18 protein-coding genes and 2 pseudogenes are annotated in these 18,064 nt (G+C 44.9%); 3 read left to right on the top strand and 17 right to left on the bottom strand.

Annotated elements, in window-relative coordinates; all coding sequences use genetic code 11:
• Window positions 1-268: 268 nt before the first annotated feature.
• From tig to C1G49_RS09430, 4 genes are all read right to left on the bottom strand, one after another.
• Entirely contained in the window at window positions 269-1,552 is a 1,284-nt protein-coding gene (gene tig / locus C1G49_RS09445) for a trigger factor (RefSeq protein WP_105125495.1), read from the bottom strand.
• Between the two features lie 102 nt (window positions 1,553-1,654).
• The gene (locus tag C1G49_RS09440; RefSeq protein WP_105125494.1) at window positions 1,655-2,266 is read right to left on the bottom strand and encodes a DUF1349 domain-containing protein; all 612 of its coding nucleotides are present in this window, start codon (window positions 2,264-2,266) and stop codon (window positions 1,655-1,657) included.
• A gap of 1 nt (window position 2,267) precedes the next feature.
• Window positions 2,268-3,287 (bottom strand): alpha/beta hydrolase, encoded by a 1,020-nt coding sequence (locus tag C1G49_RS09435; protein WP_105125493.1) that lies wholly within the window; start codon window positions 3,285-3,287, stop codon window positions 2,268-2,270.
• Window positions 3,288-3,295: 8 nt separating this feature from the next.
• Window positions 3,296-4,414, bottom strand: a complete 1,119-nt coding sequence (locus C1G49_RS09430; RefSeq protein WP_105125492.1) for a pectin acetylesterase-family hydrolase — start codon at window positions 4,412-4,414, stop codon at window positions 3,296-3,298.
• A gap of 141 nt (window positions 4,415-4,555) precedes the next feature.
• Between C1G49_RS09430 and C1G49_RS09425 the strand changes: the two genes are divergently transcribed.
• Window positions 4,556-5,062 (top strand): TetR/AcrR family transcriptional regulator, encoded by a 507-nt coding sequence (locus C1G49_RS09425; protein WP_161942113.1) that lies wholly within the window; start codon window positions 4,556-4,558, stop codon window positions 5,060-5,062.
• A gap of 436 nt (window positions 5,063-5,498) precedes the next feature.
• Here the strand turns inward: C1G49_RS09425 and C1G49_RS09410 are convergent, their stop codons facing one another.
• The 12 genes and pseudogenes from C1G49_RS09410 to truA all read right to left on the bottom strand — a co-directional run bounded on the left by C1G49_RS09410 (window position 5,499) and on the right by truA (window position 14,996).
• Window positions 5,499-5,948: an Rrf2 family transcriptional regulator gene (locus C1G49_RS09410; RefSeq protein WP_105125489.1), complete on the bottom strand. Its 450-nt coding sequence runs from the start codon at window positions 5,946-5,948 to the stop codon at window positions 5,499-5,501.
• Between the two features lie 9 nt (window positions 5,949-5,957).
• Window positions 5,958-6,587: an NAD(P)-dependent oxidoreductase gene (locus tag C1G49_RS09405; RefSeq protein ID WP_105125488.1), complete on the bottom strand. Its 630-nt coding sequence runs from the start codon at window positions 6,585-6,587 to the stop codon at window positions 5,958-5,960.
• Between the two features lie 184 nt (window positions 6,588-6,771).
• Window positions 6,772-7,983, bottom strand: a pseudogene (locus C1G49_RS09400) (NADH:flavin oxidoreductase/NADH oxidase family protein).
• Window positions 7,976-8,845 carry an SDR family NAD(P)-dependent oxidoreductase gene (locus C1G49_RS09395; protein WP_105125487.1) on the bottom strand — a complete coding sequence of 290 codons (870 nt, stop codon included), beginning with the start codon at window positions 8,843-8,845 and terminating at the stop codon, window positions 7,976-7,978. The pseudogene C1G49_RS09400 and the gene C1G49_RS09395 overlap by 8 nt, the downstream one beginning before the upstream one ends.
• Window positions 8,838-9,683: an alpha/beta fold hydrolase gene (locus C1G49_RS09390; protein WP_105125486.1), complete on the bottom strand. Its 846-nt coding sequence runs from the start codon at window positions 9,681-9,683 to the stop codon at window positions 8,838-8,840. Before C1G49_RS09390 ends, C1G49_RS09395 begins: the two co-directional genes overlap by 8 nt.
• Window positions 9,684-9,709: 26 nt before the next feature.
• Window positions 9,710-10,711, bottom strand: coding sequence for an NADP-dependent oxidoreductase (locus C1G49_RS09385; RefSeq protein ID WP_105125485.1), 1,002 nt, complete (start codon window positions 10,709-10,711; stop codon window positions 9,710-9,712).
• A 79-nt stretch (window positions 10,712-10,790) separates the two neighbouring features.
• Window positions 10,791-11,222: an Rrf2 family transcriptional regulator gene (locus C1G49_RS09380; RefSeq protein ID WP_105125484.1), complete on the bottom strand. Its 432-nt coding sequence runs from the start codon at window positions 11,220-11,222 to the stop codon at window positions 10,791-10,793.
• Window positions 11,223-11,342: 120 nt separating this feature from the next.
• Window positions 11,343-12,107, bottom strand: coding sequence for a hypothetical protein (locus C1G49_RS09375; RefSeq protein WP_105125497.1), 765 nt, complete (start codon window positions 12,105-12,107; stop codon window positions 11,343-11,345).
• Between the two features lie 369 nt (window positions 12,108-12,476).
• The gene (locus tag C1G49_RS09365) at window positions 12,477-13,040 is read right to left on the bottom strand and encodes a TIGR01440 family protein (protein WP_105125483.1); all 564 of its coding nucleotides are present in this window, start codon (window positions 13,038-13,040) and stop codon (window positions 12,477-12,479) included.
• The gene (locus tag C1G49_RS09360) at window positions 13,027-13,506 is read right to left on the bottom strand and encodes an ECF transporter S component (RefSeq protein WP_105125482.1); all 480 of its coding nucleotides are present in this window, start codon (window positions 13,504-13,506) and stop codon (window positions 13,027-13,029) included. Before C1G49_RS09360 ends, C1G49_RS09365 begins: the two co-directional genes overlap by 14 nt.
• Complete coding sequence (locus C1G49_RS09355; protein ID WP_105125481.1) at window positions 13,496-14,257, bottom strand: bifunctional hydroxymethylpyrimidine kinase/phosphomethylpyrimidine kinase; 762 nt, start codon at window positions 14,255-14,257, stop codon at window positions 13,496-13,498. The genes C1G49_RS09360 and C1G49_RS09355 overlap by 11 nt, the downstream gene beginning before the upstream one ends.
• Window positions 14,247-14,996, bottom strand: coding sequence for a tRNA pseudouridine(38-40) synthase TruA (gene truA / locus C1G49_RS09350; RefSeq protein WP_105125496.1), 750 nt, complete (start codon window positions 14,994-14,996; stop codon window positions 14,247-14,249). The genes C1G49_RS09355 and truA overlap by 11 nt, the downstream gene beginning before the upstream one ends.
• Window positions 14,997-15,169: 173 nt before the next feature.
• On the opposite strand from truA, the gene C1G49_RS09345 reads away from it, so the two are divergent.
• Both C1G49_RS09345 and C1G49_RS09340 read left to right on the top strand, forming a co-directional pair.
• Complete coding sequence (locus tag C1G49_RS09345) at window positions 15,170-15,628, top strand: Fur family transcriptional regulator (RefSeq protein WP_105125480.1); 459 nt, start codon at window positions 15,170-15,172, stop codon at window positions 15,626-15,628.
• A 143-nt stretch (window positions 15,629-15,771) separates the two neighbouring features.
• A complete protein-coding gene (locus C1G49_RS09340) occupies window positions 15,772-17,640 on the top strand; it encodes a heavy metal translocating P-type ATPase (protein WP_105125479.1) in 1,869 nt (622 codons plus the stop codon).
• 145 nt (window positions 17,641-17,785) lie between these two features.
• On the opposite strand, the pseudogene C1G49_RS09335 reads toward C1G49_RS09340, so the two are convergent.
• Window positions 17,786-18,064, bottom strand: a pseudogene (locus C1G49_RS09335) (transposase); the annotation flags it as partial.

Below are 18,064 nucleotides of genomic sequence, written 5' to 3'. Positions count from 1 at the left end.
ACTCTCTCATAACGCATAACAAACTTTACGATTACACTTTAACCCAAAATCAGTAAGATTGTTTATGCAATATTATTGTAACACCTTATCAAAAATTTTCAACATAAGGTGTTGCTTTTGTATACACTTTTTACACTAAACTTTAGTCCAAAATAAAAAAATTTCCATATTTGGATTTCGAGACTCAAAATATTTTTCGTCAAATACCTTGATGGACTTGACAAATGGTAGAAAAGAAAACCCGACCAAGTCGAGTTTCCAATTTGCATTATTTTACAGTTGCAGTGCTTGTGATTACTTCTACAGCTTTCTTCACAGCGATGTCGTGTTTAAGCATCTCTGGTGAAAGCAAGCTACGAACTTGTGCCACTTCCATACGGTAAGTAGCTGCCAAGTCTTCGATTTCTTTCTCGATTTCAGCGTCAGTTGCTTCGAAACCTTCTGCTTTCGCTACTGCTTCAACAACCAAGTTAGTCTTAGTACGTTTTTCAGCATCAGCTTCGTATTGTTTATGAAGGTCATCACGAGTTGTACCAGTGATTTGGAAGTACATATCTGGTGAGATACCTTGTTGTTGCATACCACCCAAGAATTCATTGATTGCACGGTGAACTTCTTCGTGGATCATTTCTTCTGGCAATTCAACGATTTCAGCGTTTTCTACAGCCAATTCAAGAGCTGCTGATTCAACTGCATCGTCAAAGGCAACTTCTTTTGCAGCTTCCAATTCTTTACGGTATTTAGCTTTCAACTCATCAAGTGTTTCCACTTCTTCGTCGATGTCTTTTGCCAATTCGTCATCCAAAGCTGGAACTTCTTTTGCTTTTACTTCGTGGATTTTTGTTACGAAGAGGGCTGGTTTACCAGCAAGGTCAGCTGCTTGATAGTCTTCTGGGAAAGTTACTTCAACGTTTACTTCTTCACCAGCTGCGTGGCCTACCAATTGTGCTTCAAAACCTGGGATGAATTGACCTGAACCAAGTCCAAGTGAGAAGTTCTCACCTTTACCGCCGTCAAATTCAACACCGTCGATTGAACCTACAAAGTCGATAACAACTGTATCGCCTTCAGCTGCTGGACCTTCTTTGATGACCAATTCAGCCAAGTTGTTGCGCTCACGCTCGATTTTTGCGTCAACTTCTTCGTCTGTTACTTCTTTAGTAGCTTCTACTGAAACTGCCAAGTTTTTGTAGTCACCCAATTTTACTTCAGGTTTTGTCACAACTTCAGCAGTGATTGTCCAGTCTTGACCTTTTTCCATAGACACAACGTCGATTTTTGGTTGTGCAACGACTTCAAGACCAGCTTCTGCAACCGCTGCTTCATAAGCTGCTGGTAACAATGCATTTACAACATCTTGATAAAGTGCTTCTTCACCAAATTTTTGGTTGAAAACGGCACGTGGCAAGTGACCTTTACGGAAACCTGGAAGATTGATATCTTTCTTAACTTTGTTGAAAACGCGGTCCAATTCTGGTTTGATTGCATCTTGACCGATTGTGAAGGTCAAAACGCCGCGGTTTGTTTCTTTTGCTTCAAATGATACAGACATTCTGTCATTCTCCTTAAAATTTTATTGCATACTCTTCATTATAACACAATTGACAAGGATTTCAACGATTTTATGACGGACTTTTGGGAAATGGCAGAGCTTCTACTCGAGTTTTTCATCTGGTTGTTGACCGTCATGGGCTAGCCATTTGCAGTCTGTCAAGGTCATTTCTGAAAAGATCGCTTCAAAGGAAGAGTCTTCTGGTGAACAGGCATAGATACCAAAACGAATTTTCCCGCCGCCTTCAAGTAAGTGGCAAATCCGCATCTGCTCAAAATGAATACCGTCTTTGGAGTTTTCAATGCAGAAATCACTACCCCGTCGGCTCAAACGGTAGTAAATTGACTTGACAGAAGCAGGAATTTCCTGGGTCGCCCAGTCTGAAAAGCCCTGATTGGTCACAACGCTGCCCAAATGCTGAAAATCTTCATTCTCATACTCAATCGAGCCCTTAATCCAGTTTTCCGAATCCTGATAGACCACTACACCACACTGATCAAAGCGGGTATGGCTGTTGGAAAAATCCGTCTTAACCGTAAAGGAAAAATACTCTTCCTCCGTGTCCATCAAGAGCAGAGGAGCATTGTCATTGACAAAATGGTAGTAGGTCTTCTGCCACAAGTCTGTATAAGCTTGGGTTGTGATTCTGATTTCCTGGTCTGAAATCTGATAGTTTTCTGGTTCTCGTACCCAGTAAAAATTTTTGGTGTTCATGTTACTCCTTGGTTCTATCGTCTATAAAAGTCATCATCCGCTCAAATGCTTTAGCAGATACCGGGTCAGTTCGTAAATTCGCCACAAAACCATGAGGCTTTTCAAGCCCTTCTTCTGCCAAAGGATCGACCAATTCATTTTCAACTCCCGCTTGCTTCAAGGCCTTATTGAGCGACACCATATCTGTCCGATACTCGCTTCCCAGAAGGAAACTAGCTGGATAGTCTTTATTCACATGGGAAATCGGGTTATAGGCATTGATTTCTTCCTCACTTAGATAGATGGTTTCTGAAACATAATTTCCAACCAAGATCTTCGTGCTTAAGCTAAACTTGACGTAATCTAAGGGAGCATCGTCTATAACCAGAGCCTTGACATCTTCTTTTGCAATGCTTGGTTCAATGTTCAATAGCTGAGCGTAATCATTGTTGGCTAAGAGGCTACCGTATTGTGCTACCATGATAGCACCTGCGGATGAACCCATTAAGACGACATTGTCCATGTTCAAATGGTATTCTTCAGCGTGTTCCTTTATGTAGGCAATGGCCTGATTCATCTGAATCACTGGCGTTGGGAAATGATGGTCTGGTACAAGAGCATAGTCAACATTGACCACATTATATCCTTTTGACACGATATCGTCAATGAGATAGGTCGCTTGGCTGGCAGCCAGAGGGTCCCCCATATTTTTGCTGCCTCCAAAGAATCCACCACCGTGGAAATAGAAGAGGGTTGGACGGTCAACTTCAAAATTTTGGTCTGGATAGGTAATATCTAAAAAACTGTTAGGGTAGTCCTTACTATAGGCAATCTCACTTTTCAGATACTGACCATTCTCTTTCAGACCATCAATGGGATCATAAAGGGGACTGTAGGAGTTGGGTGAACTCTCCTTGTACATAAACGATTGAATGACACCGACTACCAACTGCGGATGATTGGTAACGGACACATAGGCAATGATACCGAGACTAGCTACAATCCCAAGGACCCATAAGGTAATTTTTTTGAATTTTTTCATGAGTTCTCCTAATCTAATAGTTCTAATCCATAACTGTTTACCTGTCCATTGACAGCATCATCCAGCCATTCTGCCACACTCTTGTCTTGAGACATAGGGGTAAAGAATGTTGGAAAGTTAATGGTGGTGTGCTGAGTAGCGGTAGTTTTTTCATCTTGCCCATAATTCCAGATAAAAATACCCACGCCATCAATCTTAGATTGCAGTTCTTGAATCATTTTTTTAAGTTCTTTTTGAAAGTGGTCACTGCTCTCTTCTGTTGCATCTGCTAGTTTCCCTTGGTCAATATAGGCCTGATATTGCTGAAGAATCCCATCTCGATAGGAAATGTCAAATAAAATCTTAACGCTATCTCCGCGTTTCTCATGGAGGGCTACTAAGCTATCTAAAACAATATTATCTGAATGCAGGCGGTCACTAATAGAAGTCGGTGTTTTCCAGACATTTTCCGCTATGCTTTTCCAATTATCATGTCTCAAAAAGGCACTGTCAACTGCAACCGTGACATTCTCTGCGGTGGGAAATTGTGAAATCACTTCGTCCGCAAGCAATGATGTTGCAAATCCGCCAGCTGAAAATCCAGTCACCAGAAGCGTATCGGGATTGCCAACGTGCGGTTTGGCTGCTGCTAAAATACTCATCAGATTGGAATAACCTTGGTGATGGACTACACGCTCTTTCCCCTTGTCATCTATATATGAAAAGTTTTGGGTCCCTGCATGAAAATCTCCTGTCCCATACGGAAGCACAATCATAGTCCAGTCCTTAAATGGATTGTCTTCCTGCGGACTTCCAATTCCCCAAGTCGCAACATAATCTTGATGGCCAGTTGTGGTCGCAAAATAGCGTGTGCCACCACTAGCAGTCTCTTCATTGATACTAACTCCACCACCAAAGAAATAGACCATCACCTTATTCTTCTCTTTACCGATACGAAGCAGGCCGTGTGCCTGATTGCCTTGAGAATCTACAACCCCTTCGGGACTGAGGCGGTACCATTCATTCACTTGTGGGGTCTGATCAACAAGCTCAGGAGCTGACCAGCCAAATGTCTTTTTGTAGGCAATAAAACCAAGCAAGGCTAGAACAACTGTTACAGCTGCTACTATTTTCCAAACTTTTTTCATACTTTCTTTTTTCTGTCCTTTATGGTATATTTTTAGAAACAAGTGTTTCGTTTTTTATTAGTATAGCAGATGAACAGTGGGAAAACTAGTCCCAGCTCTGCTATTTGCCCAAAAGGAAACAAATGAAAGGAAGTGTTTCGTGTGGAAAAAGTGAAGCGGAAAGAGTCGTTATTTGTGGAGAGTGTCGTGGAGGCTTTGTGGGAGTTGCTGGAAGACAAATCCTTTGAAAAGATTAGTGTTTCAGAGTTGGTGGAGCGAGCTGGCATCGGTCGGGTGACCTTTTACCGCAACTTTTCCAATAAGGAAGAGGTGCTCGAACGGTCCTTCAACTTGGAATTGCAAGCCTGGTTGACCGAGCGGCAGATTGACTTGTCGGATTGGTCAGATGCCCATCTCTTACTAGCTTTACGGCAATTTTTTGACTTTTGGCATGAGCAACAGGATAAGATTCGCTTATTGACTGCCAACCATTTGGACTACTTGCTCGAGGATGTCTTGGACAGCTATTTCAAAGAAAGGCTGGGGGACTTGACCGATGATTTTCACCTGCAATTTATCGTAGGGGGATTTTTCCGAGTGCTCAAAACCTGGGTTGCTAGAGGCTGTAAGGAAAGCCCTGATGACATCATGCGGTTGATGGGTGAGTAATAGAGCAGGCTTGTCAACGTTCTTGACCAGACCAAGCAAAAAGACTTAGACAACTGTTTTTCAGTCATTCTAAGTCTTTTTTGTATATAGTGAGGATGGGCAAAAAGCCCAGGACCACTACTCAGAGTTCGTGTCAACATCTCAGCGCAGTGGTTGATTGGCAGATTTGTTCGTGTTTTACACTCCAAATCTGACCATTACGACTGATGCGAACAGAGTTCGCTTCATTTCCAACCTCCAACAGTCACTACTCTGACTGTTTTGTAGCGAACTCTGTTCGCTCTATCTCCGACCTCCAAAGGTTCCCCAAACCTTTGGAGCTACGCGGGGGTGGGAGTGAAACAGTCTGGGGATAGACTGTTTCAGCTCAACAACTGGAAATAAGGACTTATTGACGAACTCTTCTATGAATGGTCGAGTTCTTTCCCACTCCCATTTAAGTCCTGTTCACTTTTTCTTCAATGGCTTTTTCTAGGTCAACCAGAACATCAGACATATACATAGCTTTCAATTCTTTCTCCATAGCTGTCTGGACTTGGACTAATTTGTCATCCACAGCAGCATGGATATTTCCCCCCACGATACAGTCGGGATGGGGATTTTCATGAAAGTTGAACAAGCCTTTCTTATCGATATTGTCCACCGTAACAAAGATGTCATAAAGGCTAATGTCATCAAGGGGCTTTACTAAACGAAAACCGCCGCTGCCCTGCTTGGCGTCTACAATTCCCGCATCCTTCAAACCAGAAAGAACCGAGCGAATGATAACGGGATTGGCTTGAATGCTGTTTGCCAAAACCTTGCTGGTAACACGCTGCTGGTCTTGAAAGAGATGGATAAAGGCCAAGGCATGAATGGCAATGGTAAATTTATTTGAGATCTGCATAACACTCTTTTACTCACTGACAAGGCTGATACGTGCTTTGAGATGATCCCCTGATGCAATCTCGTCAATCATACCAATGGCATAATCTGCATAGGAAATAACGCTTTCTCCCTTGCTGTTCAAGACCAACTCTTCACCGCCAAGAATATAGCGACCTGTCCGTTCGCCCTCTGCTTGGAAATCACCTGCTGGGCTTACATAGGTCCAGTTGACATCATCTACTTGACGAAGGGCCTCAAGTGCTTCCTTGTGAGCATTTAGCACAGGCAATACTTCCGCTGGAAACTCAGTCACATCTGCCACAGTCAAGGTATGTTCTGGATTAACATAGAGGCTTGCTGCTCCACCAACCACAAGCAAGCGTGTTTGTGAATCTTTTAGGATAGCCGCCAAATGTTTGGCTGCATCAGGAACCACATGTACAGTGTCTGCTGTCCAGGCACCTACTGCATCCACTACCGCATCAAAGCCAATCACATCATCGGCTGTCAGGTCAAAAACATCCTTTTGAAGAACCTGCTGTGCGACTGTCTTATTTTCACCACGAACGATGGACGTTACTTCAAAACCACGTGCCACCGCTTCTTTTACAATCAAGCTACCTGCTTTACCGTTCGCTGCTACTACTGCTATTTTCATTTTCTTTTCCTCCGAAATGGTTTTTGTTGTAAATTGTTTTGTTACAACTTTGCGTACACTAGTATATCCTAACCCCTCGAAGTTGTCAACAGTTTTATTACAACTTTTTTTGAAAATTGTTGGCAGGTTCATTTATCGCAGAAAAAAGATCTGAGATGGACTCTCAAATCTTTTCTAGTTTATTCTACTTCCTCCTCGGTTTCAAGGCTGACAGGCCGTGTGCCTTGACAGTTTGGAGAAGATAGGGCCAGGCGTTTTGACTGACAGTGACAGATTTTCCCTTGGCCAAGCGTTTCATCTGGGCCTCGTAATAACTGACGCCAATAATGGGACCAAGGGCCTTATCCAGTTTTGGAAGACCTGTTGTCAGGCGAGGCGTTGTTAGTTGCACATCACCGACTTGACGGTAATCATTGACAAGACTTGGACGAAGGACAAAGGGTCTGGCAAGACCAATCATGGACACACCTTCCTTGATAGCCTCCTCCATCTGAGTGACTTTTCGGAAACCGCCTGTTGAAACAATAGGAACAGAAGTCAAATCTGCTAGAGCTAGGGCGTAGGTCACAAATCCAGCACTATTTTCATATTCACTGCCAAAAACAGGTGTTTCATAATTGCCGCCTGAAATTTCAATCAGGTCGATACCCAAGTCAGACATGGTTTTCACCACATGCTTACAATCTTCAAAACCAAAGCCCTCTTCCTTAAAATCAGAAGCATTCAATTTCAAGGCGATGGTAAAATCTGGTCCCACTTTTTCACGCAGACCTTGATAGACTTCCACCAAGAATCGCATGCGATTGTCCAGACTGCCACCATAGCGGTCCGTCCGTTGATTATCTGCTGGTGAGAGGAATTGATTGATCAAGTAACCATGTGCAGCGTGTAACTGTACACCTGTAAATCCTGCTGCTTTTGCCCGAAGGCCTGCTGCAATAAATTTATCTCTAGCTTCTTTGATGTCAAACACAGTCATTTCTCTCGGTGGACGAAAGGCCGAAGCTGAACCTCCAGAAATCGGAATGGCACTGGGTGCAATCGGGATTTGATTGATCGACCGATACATCTGTTTGCCAGGATGATTGAGCTGGAGCCAGATAGGCACACCGTTCTTTTTCCCAACGGCTGCCCATTTCCGAAATTGAGCCAGATGATCGTCTGAATCAAGGACCACATTGCCCGGCTCACCTAGGTAGCGGCCGTCCACCATGACATTACCTGTCACTTAGACACCCATTCCCTGCTTGGCCCAAAAATCATATAAGGCAATCAAGTCATCCGAGGGAGCTCCCTGACTATCTGCCATGGTTTCGCTCATGGCGGATTTGAAAAAGCGATTGTCTAAGACCTGACCATTAGGCAGTTGGAGGTTTTCTAACAAAATCTTAGTCACCGTAGCTCTCCTTAAATACTTGGATTTTCTTATCAAGATAGGCTAGTAAGGCTTGGCTCTTTGCCAAATCAAATCCTTTCAAGTTGACCTTAGCCAACCTTTTCTCCGCAAAATAACGACCTGATACTCCAGCCACCTCTGGTGACAGACTTAAGTAGTAACCCGTTTCAATCCCCTGATCCAAATCCTTGGAAAATGGTTTCATCAGACTGGTGAGAATTCGACTTCTCAGGTTGCGTTTGACCCCATCATTGCCCAAATTTGTCGCAATCAAGCCAGGATGGTAGGCATTGACGGTCACAGATGAACCTTGCTTTTCTAAGGCCTCTGCCTGAGCTATTGCCAGCCAAATGGTGTATAGCTTGGCATTATTGTAAGCCATGGCTGCAGAATAGCTCTGCTCCAAACCAAAATCCAAGTCTCTGGTTTGTGCAAAATGGTGCATGAAGGAAGAGGTATGAATGACCCTGCCTGCTGCTTTTTCCAGCAAGGGCAGTAACTCCGTCGTCAAGATATAGGGAACTTGGACAGACAGCATAAAGGTCATCTCGATATTTTCTGCCGTTGCCACACGGGCATCTCCAAAGTAAGCACCCGCATTGTTTACCAAGACATCAATCTGCTCAAAATCTCGTTTAATCTCTTGGCTGAAACGATAGACATCTGCTAACTTAGAAAAATCTGCAAGGTAGCCGTGAATTTTTTTATTTCCTGTTTTTAATTGAATATCACTGAGGGCTACACGGAGCTTTTCGCTATTTCGCCCGTGCAAAATCACTTCATGACCTTCACTAGCCAGTTTCATGGCTAGGTGCTTGCCGATTCCATCCGTCGAACCTGTGATTAAAATAGTTTTAGGCATTGGTTTCCTCCAAAAAGGCTAGTAAGGCTTTTGAAAACTCTTCTGCATTTTGGAAGATCGAGCCGTGACCTGCATTTGGATAGATGATCAGTTGGCTATTTTTGATCTTCTCGTGCATGGTATAAGAATTTTCTGTTGGAACCTGCATATCCTTATCACCGTTAACGATCAGAGTTGGCTGGGTGATAAAGGTCATATCATCTTGCGGCTCTCTTCCCCAGCGTTTGATAGCTTTGAGCTGGGTCAAAAATCCTGGAACATTCATGTCCTTGTCTGCATGTGCAGAACTTCTTTGCCCCATACGACCCAAGACTTTTTCTGCCTCCAAGCGACCTGCTTCATCATGATTGTAGAAGATGTAGCGTTTCGGGTCAACACGCTCCAAACCAGCCTTCAGCATATAGCGGAAGGTTTTCCCAGTTACCTTATCAACTTCAAAACCACCACGAGGACCTGTGCCTGCTAAAATCAAGCGGTTGACCAATTGACTATCCAGACGAACGATTTCTTGAGCAATGAAACCACCCATAGACAGACCTAGCAAATTGATTTTCTCATGACCCAAAGCTTTGATAATGGAAACAGCCTGCTCAGCCATTCCTGGAATAGTCGGAGCCACCTTGCCATGACTAGCACCCACACCAGGAAGGTCTAGGACAATCACATGGTGCTGTTCAGCTAGCAAATCCAGCAATTTTGGATCCCAGTTGTCCAAGGTCGCTGCTAGGTGAACCAGCATGACCAAAGGGATGTCAGACTTGCCCTTGCTGAGCTCACGATAGGCGATTTTATTGTTTGAAACGGTGATGTATTGGTTTTTGGTTGTGATATATGACATGATGATTCCTTGTATAGTCTATTGTTTTAGTTGAAACGGAGGACGGTTTTTCCGCGTGAACGACCGTTGGCAACCTTATCAAGTGCTGCGTTGACTTCTTCAAATGGATAAACGGTATCGATAGATGGTTTGATTTCGAGCTTGCTGAAAATGTCTGCTACTTCTTGCAGTTGGCGACCATTGCTCTCTACGAAAATGAAATGGTAGTGAACACCGTATTTTTTCGCCATTTTGTCAAATGAACGACCTGCTAGGCCAAACAAGATTTGTTTCCATTTTGGCAAATTCATGCGTTTGGCAAATTCGCCATTTGGCATGGCACGAAGGGAAACCAGCTGTCCACCTTTTTTCATGATGGACATTTGTTTTTCCGTTTCTGCACCACCAAGTGTATCCAAGACGTAGTCAACATCGCTAAGTGTTTTGGTGTAATCTTCTGTCTTGTAATCAATAAACTGGTCTGCACCCAATGACAACACCCGCTCTGCACTTGCCCCATCACCATTAGTAATGACGGTCAAGCCCTTGGCTTTGGCAATCGGAATGGCCATCCCTCCGACACCACCAGTTCCGCCTGAGATGAAGATGGTCTTGCCAGATTGTGCCCCCATGAGGTCAAGGGCCTGCATGATGGTCAAAGCTGTCAAAGGAATAGCTGCCGCTTCTTCATCTGTCAAGTAGGCAGGAACCTTAGCAAGAGCCTGAGCGTCAACCGCTACATACTCAGCAAAAGCACCGATACTATCAAGTGGAAGACGACCGAAAACACGGTCACCTGCTGCAAAGTTGGTTACAGTTGTACCGACTTCTTCAACCAAGCCGACTACTTCATTTCCAGCTGTTTGTGGCAATTTGTAAGGGACAATCAATTTCACATCTCCGCGTGAGATCATATTGTCCAATGGATTAACGCCTGCTGCGGTCACTTTTACAAGGACTTGGTTGGGTTTAATTTGTGGTTTAGCAATTTCTGTAAGGTTAAGGGTGATATTGTTTTTGTTATAAGCTGTGTGTTGTGCTGCTTTCATGTTCTTCTCTTTTCTATTCTTTAGTTTGTTCCTGTATCACTTACAGGTCTATGTTGGGTTTTATAAAATCTGACCTCGGTCAGATTCGGGTTTCTTGTGCGGATTGATAGAGATTATCAATCACATTCTCTAAGGATTGATGACTGAGTTGATTTTCCAGTTCTTGTTCAACGCTGGAAAAGATGGGAACCATTGCCCCTTCTATATGCTGCCCAACTGGACAAGTAAGATTGGCATTCTGGTGTATCTGAAACAGGCGAATATGCTCCACTTCTTGCGTCGCAAGGTAGATTTCCAATAAGCTAATATCCTTAGGGGACTTGCTCAATTGGTAGCCTGATCGCCCTTGGTGGGAAGTGATTAAGCCTGCATTTTTCAAAAGTGCAATCACCTTGCGGATGTAGCTGGCATTGGTGCCAACGCTCTCAGCCAAGGCTTGCGAGCTAAGTATTTCCTTGCTCTCACTAATCATGGTCAGTATATGAAGGGCTACTGAAAACTTTGTATCCATTCATGCTCCTTTCTGTTCTTGTATCGACTGCAAGAACAAGTTTATCATAAGCTAGACCTCTTGGCAAGGTTTTTGCTTGATTTTTTTAAAACAAAGCACTCGACCAAGAAGTCGCTTGTCTTACATGCGTTTGCCGTCTAGGACGAAAGGCAAGGTTTTTTCTATATGATAGGCATGGACTGCGGAGGCGTATTGTACCACTTCTGCATTCAACTGCGGAGCTAGGTTGGCATAGAAGGCCTCTCTTGCCGCCTGATCCGCAAAACCTAGGATGATGGAGGCATGAAGGTGGTCTTCTTTAGGATTGTCATGGGCAACATTTGGGGTATTCCAAGTCGCTTTATTCCAAGGAAGATAGACCTGTGTCCGTACTTCCGTTACCCCAGAGATTGTCGCCAGTTGACTGGCTAGTCCATCTTGAACAAATGTTTTGAAACTACTGCTCTTCACCCCATCTTTGCGACGGAAATAAAGGACATCACGCAGTTGGGTTTGGGCCTGAGTGCTAGTATGATACCAACGTGATGAATACGGGAAGCCCATGTGCATCAAAGTCCGACGGAAAACATTGACCTCATCTTCAAAAGCAAGGGCCGTCTGACGGCGTCCGCCTATTGGTGCCAATAACTTCTGGTAGGTCACTTCCGCAATACCATCAATCCGACGGTCTTCAGGAATAGCCGTTTCCAAGCCTGTCGCTTTCGGCCAAAAACTATGTTCTGTCTCACTCAAATGTTGCTGGCGGTACTCTAGTAGACCCGGTGAAGCTGCGATAATCTGTGCATGCCCGCCACTCCAGTAGTCCATTCCCGCTTGGCGCGTTTTATCCTGACGCATCCATAATAAAATGGATAGTGAAAATCGTTGTTGGTATCCTTTTTTCATATTTTCTCCCTTTTGTTCTTGTATCATTTACAGGGACAAGTTTATCACAAGCCAGACTTCTTGGCAAGGATTTGGCTCAAAAAAGGAGTGGGACAAAAATCGGTAACCCGCAGGGTTCGATTTTGTCGTCCCACCCCCGCACAGCTCCAAAGGTTTGGGGAACCTTTGAAGGTTGGAAATAGAGCGAACTTTGTTCGCATCAGCCGTAGAGGCCAGATTTGGAGTGTAAAACACGGATTGCTGAGATTTGCTGTGCAAATCTTATCTCCAACCTTTAACAGTCCACTGGACTGTTAAAGCCACTCAACCACTGCGTCAAGTTTAACTATTGAAAAAAAACTACGGAGGCCAGGAATTTTTCCCAGCCTCCTAATTCTTCCGTATGGTATCTTCCTGATAAGCCGCACGAGCTCCGCCGATTAGTTTTGGACGGCTGGCGAGAGCGGTGACATGGGCCTGTCCCACTTCACGCAGGCTAGGTCTAATCGGAACTTGGACGTGCTTGATGTGCATGCCGATAGCTGTGTCGCCGATGTCTACACCAGCCTGAGCGGTGATAAACTCGACTTCCACCGGGTCCTTCATATACTTGAAGGCCGCCAACTGTCCAGAACCACCTGCATGCAGGGTGGGTAAGACATTGACAATTTCCAGGTCCTTCTGTATTGCCAAATCACGCTCCACCACCAAGGCACGATTGAGGTGTTCGCAGCCTTGGACAGCTAGATAGATACCTTTTGGCTCCAGAATTTCCAAGATAGTTTCAACAATCACCTCACCGACTTCCAGACTGGAGTTTTTGCCGATATGTCCACCAATGACCTCACTAGAAGACAAACCTAGGACAAATATCTGCCCCTTTTGAAGATTGCTGAGCTCTAAGACTTCTTGCACAACTTGTTGGGTTTGAACTTTGATCTTATCGAGTGACATAGTTAATAGCACCGCTTTTCTCAACTAATTTAGCCACTGCAAACCCTAAGCCCATCCCGACAAAGTTTTGCATGCTATTGCCAAAAGCACTTTCAATGGCTTTGAGGTCATTAAAATAAATCCGAGATGCTAGGTAGTAGCCCCCAACCATAGAGAGTGACGCCAAGACTAGACCGAAAATCCGTTTCTTGCCTGTCCAACCCGCAAAATAACCCTGAGCCCCGTGGAAGACCAAGCTAAAGAAGGCCCACTGGGGATAGCCCAGCAAGAAATCTATCAAGAGCCCTGCCAAACCACCGACAATGGCTCCTTCTTTCTTGCCCAAGTAAAAGGCTGTAAAGTAAACTCCCACATCCAAAAGTGTGACAAAGCCGGATAAGGTCGGCATATGAACATGGGCCAAGACCAAGGTCAAGGCGGTTAAGATAGCTAATAATACCAGTTCTTGTGTCTTTTTATTTCTCATACTGAATTACCCCATATTGATCTGATTTTGAAATAGCTGTGTGGACAAAGTCCTTGGACAGTCGGACTGCCTCTAAAGAGTTTTGACCTAGCAAAAGCTGACTGGCAATGCTGGACGCAAAGGTACAGCCCGCCCCCACATTGTTTTCTGAAAGCAGGGGTGACTGGAGCACCACTACTTCCTGACCATCATAGTACACATCGACAGCCTGTGAACCTCCCAAGCGGTTGCCCCCCTTGATAACCACCGCCTTGGCACCCAAGTCATAAAGCGCCACCGCCGCCTGCTCCATCTCTTCCACCGTTTGGATGTCTTTTTGGAGCAATAGCTGAGCTTCTGCCAGATTTGGCGTGAGGATGCTGACATAGGGAAGGAATTTCAAGAGTTCATCCCTCAGCTGGCTGACCTCGGTATCATGCGTTTCCTTGCAGACCAAGACCGGATCCAGCACCACCGGAATATCCTGATGAGCCTTGATAAACTCCAAGGCCTGCTCTGCTATGTCCACCGTCGGAAGCAAGCCAATCTTAATAGCTGAAAAGGGCACATCCTTCAAACTAGCCAACTGCTGGGCAAACACCGCCGCATTTGTCGGAATGACCTCGAACCCTTTTTCTGTCATAGCTGTCAAGCAGGTCACCGCCACAAAACCATGCAGGCCATGGACAGTGTAGGTGGTCAAGTCTGCATGGAGGCCGCCACCGCTGAAAATATCATTGCCCGAAAGCGCCAAAATATACTTAGTCTTCATAGATAATCTCCTTTAGATAGAGCCCATTGCCTGCCGCAGTCGGACCCGCCAAGCCACGATCCTTTTCTGCCAAAATCCGCTTGATTTGCCCAACGGGCATGCGACCGTTACCGATTTTCAGTAAGGTCCCAACCATATTCCGCACCTGCTTGTACAAAAAGCCATTGCCTGAAAAGGTAAAAATCAAGAACTGCCGCCGCTGGTCGTATTCCAGACTTGCCGCCGTAATGGTCCGCACCTTGTCCTCAACCGAGGTCCCTGAAGCCGTAAAGCCTGTAAAGTCGTGAGTCCCCACCAAGTCCTGAATGGCTTCTTCTATCAAGCTCAAGTCCAAATCATAGGGATAAAAGGTCGCATAGTGGCGCATCATGGGATTCTTAGGCCGCCCAATATCCACCAGAAACTCGTAGGTCTTGCTGTGCTTGGCATAGCGGCAATGAAATTCATCCGCCACCTGCTCCACCCGAACCACATCAATATCCTCAGGGGTTTGAGTATCTAGGGCAAAGCGGAGCTTCTCAGGATCTCGACTGCCAGCCAAGTCAAAATGAATAACCTGACCGTAGGCATGGACTCCCGCATCTGTCCGACCTGCACCATGAACGGTCACTGGCTGGCCACTATTCAATCTTACTAACGTTTTTTCGATTTCTTCCTGAACTGTACGAGCATGGGGCTGGCGCTGAAAACCAGAAAATTCATGTCCGTCGTAGGAAATAATTGCCTTATATCGTGTCATGGTCTGATTGTAGCACAAGCGAACTTGTAAAAACAAGCCTAGAAAGCGCAAACTGTCCTAGCACAGATGTTCGGTTCACCTATAGGATTGACATAGTTTAGGAAATACACTATAATGAAAGTAGCTATTGAAATTTAGAATTATTATTATTACCTACAGGAAAGGAGGTAAGCATGACCCATCATCATAGTAGTGACCACCAGGCTGATTTTGACCATGTCATTCAACACCTTAAAGAAAAAGGAGTTCGGATCACTTCGACCCGCAAGGCCGTTGTCGCCTATATCATTGAAAGTGACGACCACCCCAGTGCTGAAATGATTTATCAGGATCTTCTACCAGACTATCCAAGCATGAGCCTGGCTACTGTTTACAATAATTTAAAACTTCTTTTGGAAGAAGGGTTTGTCACAGAGATCAAACGAACCAACGATAATACGACCTATTATGACTTTATGGGACATGATCACCTCAATATCATTTGTGAAGTTTGCGGGAAAATCACAGACTTCATGGACATTGAACTTCCTAGTCTGAAAAAAGAAGCCCAAAGTCAAACAGGCTATAAAGTTACCAAAGAAGTCCTATCTATCTATGGTATTTGTCCTGAGTGCCAATCTAATAAAGCGTAGAATAGCAGAGCGAAATTCATTCGCTCTTTTTTTGTTCCTTGGAATTTTCTGAAAAATCTTATTTAGAATTATTATAAATAATCTTGACATTTTAATTATAATTGTTATAATTAAACTATAGAAAGATATTTCGAGGAAGATTTATGACACTGACACAACAATTTAAACAAAATAGCCACGTTATCACGACCGCTCTCTGCCTAGTATTTATCCTAGTAGGAATTCTCCTGCTACAGACTGGACAGGGATGGGCACCTATCCTCTTCATTCTAGCCTTCATTATCGGGGGCTATCAGTCCGCCAAGGAAGGTCTGACTGAGCTGTTTTTTGATAAGCACCTGTCTGTCGACCTGCTCATGATTTTGGCTGCTATCGGTTCTGGACTGATCGGCTACTGGATGGAGGTGGCTCTACTCATCTTCATCTTCTCCCTTTCTTCTACTCTAGAAGAATTGGCCATGGAGAAAAGCAAGAATGCTATCGCTGCTTTGATGAACATGACCCCTCCAACAGCTCGTAAAATTGAGGAAAATGGTGACATCACCGTTTTGGATACAGCCGCCATCCGCATCGGTGACCTCCTGCAAGTCCGTAAGGGTGACACAGTCCCACTGGATGCCACCCTCATCAGCCCACAATCCATCTTTGACGAATCCATGATTACTGGCGAGCCGCTCCCTGCAGAAAAAGTAGCCGGTGCAGCTGTTATCGGCGGTACTATCAACCAAGGTCCAACTGTGACCGTACAAGTTACAGCTGAAAAAGGCGACGCCCTCTTCGATAAAATCGTCCAAATGGTTGAAAATGCCCAAGAATCCAAATCAAAAACGGCGACTTTTATTGAAAATATGGAAGATACCTATGTCAAGGTTGTTTTGGTGGTAGTGCCACTCTTTATCCTCTTTGCTCATTTTGCTCTGGGTTGGGACTGGTTGACGGCCTTCTACCGTGGCATGATTCTCTTGACCATTGCTTCTCCATGTGCCCTTGTGGCTTCTTCTTCACCGGCGACACTTTCTGCCATCAGCCGTGCGGCACGCAAGGGCATGATTATCAAAGGAGGCGACATTGCGGATAAGATCGCCAACTTAGAGGCCATCGTCTTTGACAAGACAGGTACCCTGACCATTGGTAAACCTGAAGTTGTTGGAGCAACCTACCTTGGCGATGAAAAACTTATCAAGCAGGTTGTTCAGGCAGTTGAAAAACAATCTAGTCACCCAATCGCCCAGGCTCTCATGACCTATACGGCTGACAGCTCTGCTATTGCCCTCCAAAGCCTAGAAGACGTGACCGGAAAAGGCTTGGTGGCAGGTTATCAGGGCGACAGCTGGAAAATCGGTAAGGCAGGCTTTGTAGTGGACAACTTGGCAAGTCCCCTGTCTGCTGACCTGCTGGCACAGATCGATGAGGCAGAGAGCACTGGGAAAACCCTTGTCTATGTCAGCCAAAATGATGTGCTGGCGGCGATCTTCATGGTGGAAGATAGTTTGAAACCTGAGAGCAAGCAACTGATTGCCCAGTTGAACGAGATGGGCGTGACGCCAATTCTCTTAACGGGCGACCAAGAAAAGACTGCTCGTTATGTGGCGAGTCAGGTCGGTATTGACCGCGTGATTGCCAACTGTCTTCCTACGGACAAGGCTGCTGTTATCCAAGAACTGCAAACCGAATTTGCGTCTGTCGGTATGGTGGGCGACGGTATCAACGATGCTCCTGCTCTTGCTCAAGCCAATGTCAGCTATGCTATGGGAAGCGGAACAGACATCGCTATGGAGTCAGCCGACATCGTGCTCATGGAAGATCTGACACGGATTCCCTACTCCATTCGCCTCTCTAAGAAAATGCGGGGCATCATCAAGCAAAATATCATCTTTGCCCTGTCTGTCATTGCCCTCCTCATCATCTCCAACCTCTTCCAGTCTATCAACCTGCCGCTCGGTGTGGTTGGTCACGAAGGGTCAACGATTTTGGTAATTTTGAATGGGTTGAGATTACTGTATTTTAAATAATAGACAACCCGAGGCTGGGCAAAAACTAGCCAATAACTAGCCAATAACTAGCCAATAACTAAAAAATACACAGACAGATTGAGCTGATTTTGATGAAATCCAGCCGAACTGTCTGTGTTTTTCTTTCTTTTTCTACTCTCTTGGACTAATTTCTTAGCCAATTTCGTGAGATTCATACTCATTAGGAGGAAGCCTATCTCGGTTTCAACCACTTTTTGACCTCTGACATGAACTCTGCGCACGCCAAAAACACCCTTCATCCTACCAAATACAGGTTCGACATCCACCTTGCGTTTGGCATAAATGCGGGCTCCCTCTTTACTTGTCAATTCCTCTTTGACTAAGTTCTTGAAATAGTTCCACGTAGGATTATACTGAATTTGTTTGAGGTTTCCTTTCTCTGTCCGTGCTAACTGGTCTAACT

The sequence above is a fragment of the Streptococcus suis genome (assembly GCF_002960625.1).
GTDB lineage: Bacteria > Bacillota > Bacilli > Lactobacillales > Streptococcaceae > Streptococcus > Streptococcus suis_T.
Note: the sequence above shows the minus strand (reverse complement) of the source record. Positions and strands in the feature narration are given on the sequence as shown.

What these genes read in the sequence shown, in the direction of transcription:
- tig (WP_105125495.1), bottom strand. Translation starts at nt 1,552, where the DNA reads ATGTCTGTATCATTTGAAGCAAAAGAAACAAACCGCGGCGTTTTGACC.
- C1G49_RS09440 (WP_105125494.1), bottom strand. Translation starts at nt 2,266, where the DNA reads ATGAACACCAAAAATTTTTACTGGGTACGAGAACCAGAAAACTATCAG.
- C1G49_RS09435 (WP_105125493.1), bottom strand. Translation starts at nt 3,287, where the DNA reads ATGAAAAAATTCAAAAAAATTACCTTATGGGTCCTTGGGATTGTAGCT.
- C1G49_RS09430 (WP_105125492.1), bottom strand. Translation starts at nt 4,414, where the DNA reads ATGAAAAAAGTTTGGAAAATAGTAGCAGCTGTAACAGTTGTTCTAGCC.
- C1G49_RS09410 (WP_105125489.1), bottom strand. Translation starts at nt 5,948, where the DNA reads ATGCAGATCTCAAATAAATTTACCATTGCCATTCATGCCTTGGCCTTT.
- C1G49_RS09405 (WP_105125488.1), bottom strand. Translation starts at nt 6,587, where the DNA reads ATGAAAATAGCAGTAGTAGCAGCGAACGGTAAAGCAGGTAGCTTGATT.
- C1G49_RS09395 (WP_105125487.1), bottom strand. Translation starts at nt 8,845, where the DNA reads ATGCCTAAAACTATTTTAATCACAGGTTCGACGGATGGAATCGGCAAG.
- C1G49_RS09390 (WP_105125486.1), bottom strand. Translation starts at nt 9,683, where the DNA reads ATGTCATATATCACAACCAAAAACCAATACATCACCGTTTCAAACAAT.
- C1G49_RS09385 (WP_105125485.1), bottom strand. Translation starts at nt 10,711, where the DNA reads ATGAAAGCAGCACAACACACAGCTTATAACAAAAACAATATCACCCTT.
- C1G49_RS09380 (WP_105125484.1), bottom strand. Translation starts at nt 11,222, where the DNA reads ATGGATACAAAGTTTTCAGTAGCCCTTCATATACTGACCATGATTAGT.
- C1G49_RS09375 (WP_105125497.1), bottom strand. Translation starts at nt 12,107, where the DNA reads ATGAAAAAAGGATACCAACAACGATTTTCACTATCCATTTTATTATGG.
- C1G49_RS09365 (WP_105125483.1), bottom strand. Translation starts at nt 13,040, where the DNA reads ATGTCACTCGATAAGATCAAAGTTCAAACCCAACAAGTTGTGCAAGAA.
- C1G49_RS09360 (WP_105125482.1), bottom strand. Translation starts at nt 13,506, where the DNA reads ATGAGAAATAAAAAGACACAAGAACTGGTATTATTAGCTATCTTAACC.
- C1G49_RS09355 (WP_105125481.1), bottom strand. Translation starts at nt 14,257, where the DNA reads ATGAAGACTAAGTATATTTTGGCGCTTTCGGGCAATGATATTTTCAGC.
- truA (WP_105125496.1), bottom strand. Translation starts at nt 14,996, where the DNA reads ATGACACGATATAAGGCAATTATTTCCTACGACGGACATGAATTTTCT.
- C1G49_RS09345 (WP_105125480.1), top strand. Translation starts at nt 15,170, where the DNA reads ATGACCCATCATCATAGTAGTGACCACCAGGCTGATTTTGACCATGTC.
- C1G49_RS09340 (WP_105125479.1), top strand. Translation starts at nt 15,772, where the DNA reads ATGACACTGACACAACAATTTAAACAAAATAGCCACGTTATCACGACC.